Below are 3,455 nucleotides of genomic sequence, written 5' to 3'. Positions count from 1 at the left end.
CTCGACATCCGAGCCGGTCGGCTTCATSGYKCCGTCSATCATGCCYGASGGMGGGATCGCSAGATCSGTCGCGATGCGGATCTTCYYSGCCTTCATGATGTCGTCGAGCAGGTCGGCGCGGGCGGCCTGGCCGGCGCAGGCCAGGGCCGTCGCCGCCAGCAGGGCAAGCGTGAGAGAGCGTTTCATCCTTGGTTCCTTCCCTTCTTTTTGGTCGTTAGAGCCCGGTTCCGACGAACTGGGCGAGTTCCGGCGTGGCCGGAGCCGACAAGATCGAGGCACTTCCGGCCTCGTGGACCCTGCCCGCATGCATGAACACCGCCTGGTCGGCGATGCCTCGCGCGAACCCCATCTCATGGGTGACCATCACCATGGTCATGCCGTCCGCGGCGAGCTGTTCGATGACCTTGAGCACCTCGCCGGTCAGCTCCGGATCGAGCGCGGAGGTGACTTCGTCGAACAGCATCACCTTGGGCTGCATCGCGAGCGAACGGGCGATCGCCGCGCGCTGCTGCTGGCCGCCGGAGAGCTGCTCGGGATAGGCGTCGAGCTTCTCGGAGAGGCCGACCCTGGCCAGCATCGCCTTGGCGAGCTCGCGTGCTTCGGCCTTCCTCATCCGCTTCACCGAGACCGGCGCCAGCGTGATGTTCTGCTCGATGGTGAGATGCGGGAACAGGTTGTAGCTCTGGAAGACGATGCCGACATCCTGCCTGAGCGCCCTGAGATCGATATCGGCGGCGTCGACGCGGTGGTCGCAGACGCGGATCTCGCCGGAATCGATCTTCTCGAAGCGGTCGATGCAGCGCAGTGCCGTGCTCTTGCCGGAGCCGGAGCGGCCGATCAGCACCAGCACCTCGCCGCGTTCGACGGTGAAGCTGACTCCGTCCAGCACCTTGAGCGTGCCGAAGCTCTTATGGACCTTGTCGAGCACCACGATGGGGCGTTCGACGATGAGGTGTTCCTGGGGGCGTTCCTGGCTCATGGCTTTCAAATCTCGTCAGGCCGGCATCAGCTTCGCGCGGCCGACGCCCATGCGGCGTTCGAGACGCCGGCTGAGGAGCGAGATCGGGAAGCAGAGCGCGAAATAGATCAGGGCGATGATCGCGTAGATCAGGAAGGGCTCGAACAGCGAGTTGTTGATGATCTGGCCGGAACGGGCGAGCTCGACGAAGCCGACGACCGAGGCCAGCGAGGTGTTCTTGATGATCTGCACCATGAAGCCGACGGTCGGCGGCGTGGCGATCCGCATGGCCTGGGGCAGGATGACCTTGAGCATGCGCTGGGTGCGGCTGAGCGCGAGCCCTTCCGCCGCCTCCCATTGCGGGCGCGGCACGGCCTGGATGCAGCCGCGCCAGATCTCGCCGAAATAGGCGCCGACATAGATCGTCAGCGAGGCCCCGGCCGCCCAGAGCGGCGTGATCCTGAAGCCGAGTGCCGAAAGTCCGAAATAGCCGAGGAACATGATCACAAGCAGCGGCGTACCCTGGACAAGCTGCACATACGCGCCGCTGACGAGCCGCACGGCCTTGCTCGGCGAGACCCGGGCGAGCGCGATCAGGAAGCCGACGACCCCGCCGCCGATCAGCGCGATCATCGACAGCCCGATCGTCCAGAGCGCGCCCTGGCCGAGGAAGAGGAGATGGTTCGCATTGAGGGAGCCGCCCATGGTGATCGCTCCCCTAAAGCGGCGTGCCGAGGCGCCGGCGGCGCGGGAAGAGAACCTGCCCCAGCGCCCAGAAGGCGGCACGCAGCACGAGCGAGAGCGCGATATAGGCGAGCGCGACGAGGATATAGGTCTCGAAGGCGCGRTAGGTGTCRGAYTGGAYGTAGTTGGCGACGGCSGTCAGCTCTTCCGCCGARATCTGCGAGGTSACSGASGASGCCAGCATCAGCAGCACGAACTGGCTGGTCAGYGMCGGATAGACCTTCTCGATCGCCGGCAGCAGGATGACGTGCCAGTAGATCTGGACGCGCGAGAGGGCGAGCCCCTCCGCCGCCTCGATCTGGCCGGGAGGGATCGCCTCGAAGCCCGCCCGCATGATCTCGGCGGTATAGGCGCCGACATTGATGGCGAGCGCGGCAGCCGCGACGGAAAAGGCCGAGAATTTGAAGCCGATGCTGGCCAGCCCGAAATAGACCAGGAAGATCTGGACGAGCAGCGGCGTGTTGCGAATCGTCTCGACATAAGCGGCGCAGAGCCCGGCGATGAAGCGGTTGCTGCTGCCGCGGCCGATGGCACAGAAGGTGCCGATCGCGCCGCCGGTCAGGATCGCGATGAAGGCGAGCTTCAGCGTCATCGCCGCGCCGTCGAGGAAGAGCGGCCAGCGTTCGAGCACGACGGAGAAGTCGAGATGGAGCCCCATCGCCGCCGTCAGGCCCGGTTCGTCATGCGGTCATAGACGCGAAACAGCGCCTGGTTGCCGTTGCCGCCCTCGCCATGGGCGCGCGCCTCGATATACTGGCTGGTGACGAGGGCGGTCCCCGGCAGTGGTACCGAAAGCGCCTGCGCCTGTTCCTGCACGAGGCGCAAATCCTTCAGCATCAGGTCGATGCGGAAACCCGCCCCGGCATCGCCCGCGATCATCGCGGGGCCGAGCTTGTCGAGCATCCAGGAGGCCGCCGAGCCGCCGAGCAGCACGGAGCGCATCTGCTCCAGATCGACGCCGCAGGCGCGGCCGAGCGCGATCGCCTCGCAGACCGCCTGGATATTGATGCCGCAGATCAGCTGGTTGCAGAGCTTGACCGCCTGGCCGGCGCCCGGCGCGCCGACATGGGTGATGGTCGTGCCCATGCCCCGGAAGAACGGTTCGGCCCTGGCGAAGGCCGCCGCCTCGCCGCCGGCCATGATCGTCAGCGTCGCGTTCTTGGCACCGATCGGGCCGCCGGAGACCGGCGCGTCGACGAAATCGGTGCCCGCCGCCTTGAGATCGGCATGCATCCGGCGGACGGCGACAGGCGAGATCGTGCTCATGTCGACGATCAGGCGCCCGCGCAGCCGCGAGGCCAGCAGGCCGTCCTCGCCATAGACGACATCCTCGACCTGTGGCGTATCCGGCAGCATGGTGATGGCGATATCGGCATCCGCCGCAGCCTCGGCCGGGCTCGCAGCCGGCTTCGCGCCCTCGGCCGCCAGCACGGCTACCGCCTCGTCGAGGACGTCGTAGACGGTGACCCGATGCCCCGCCTTGATGAGATTGCGCACCATCTCGCGCCCCATCGTGCCGAGGCCGATGAAGCCGACGCTGCCCGTTTCGTTCCGTCCCATAACCTGCTCTTTCGGCATTGTTTTGATGAAATCGGCGCCTTGGTTTCGCTAGGCGCTCCGCGTCTCCGACCTGTCGCCCTCGCCGGTCACCGCGCGGCGGCGGTATTCGTCGCCGATCGCGAAATGGCGGCGCAGGGTCACCTCGGCGCGGTCGGGATCGCGCCCGACGATGGTGTCGAAGACGCGCCTGTGG

At 66.8% G+C, this 3,455-nt stretch carries 4 protein-coding genes and 1 pseudogene; all 5 read right to left on the bottom strand.

The genetic code is table 11. The features are described from left to right. Positions 1–186, bottom strand: a pseudogene (locus tag AB4Y99_RS26635) (transporter substrate-binding domain-containing protein); the annotation flags it as partial. A 28-nt stretch (positions 187–214) separates the two neighbouring features. Then, complete coding sequence (locus AB4Y99_RS26630) at positions 215–979, bottom strand: amino acid ABC transporter ATP-binding protein (protein ID WP_133561885.1); 765 nt, start codon at positions 977–979, stop codon at positions 215–217. Positions 980–994: 15 nt separating this feature from the next. Further along, complete coding sequence (locus tag AB4Y99_RS26625) at positions 995–1,663, bottom strand: amino acid ABC transporter permease (protein WP_441525446.1); 669 nt, start codon at positions 1,661–1,663, stop codon at positions 995–997. Between the two features lie 13 nt (positions 1,664–1,676). Next, the gene (locus AB4Y99_RS26620) at positions 1,677–2,360 is read right to left on the bottom strand and encodes an amino acid ABC transporter permease (RefSeq protein WP_441525445.1); all 684 of its coding nucleotides are present in this window, start codon (positions 2,358–2,360) and stop codon (positions 1,677–1,679) included. An 8-nt stretch (positions 2,361–2,368) separates the two neighbouring features. Beyond that, positions 2,369–3,262 carry an NAD(P)-dependent oxidoreductase gene (locus tag AB4Y99_RS26615; protein ID WP_441525444.1) on the bottom strand — a complete coding sequence of 298 codons (894 nt, stop codon included), beginning with the start codon at positions 3,260–3,262 and terminating at the stop codon, positions 2,369–2,371. Between the last annotated feature and the right edge of the window lie 193 nt (positions 3,263–3,455).

This window comes from Allobosea sp. TAB14 (assembly GCF_052113865.1).
Classification (GTDB): Bacteria; Pseudomonadota; Alphaproteobacteria; order Rhizobiales; family Beijerinckiaceae; genus Allobosea; species Allobosea spartocytisi.
The sequence above is the reverse complement of the archived record's forward strand: the minus strand, read 5'-3'. Positions and strand labels throughout refer to the sequence as shown.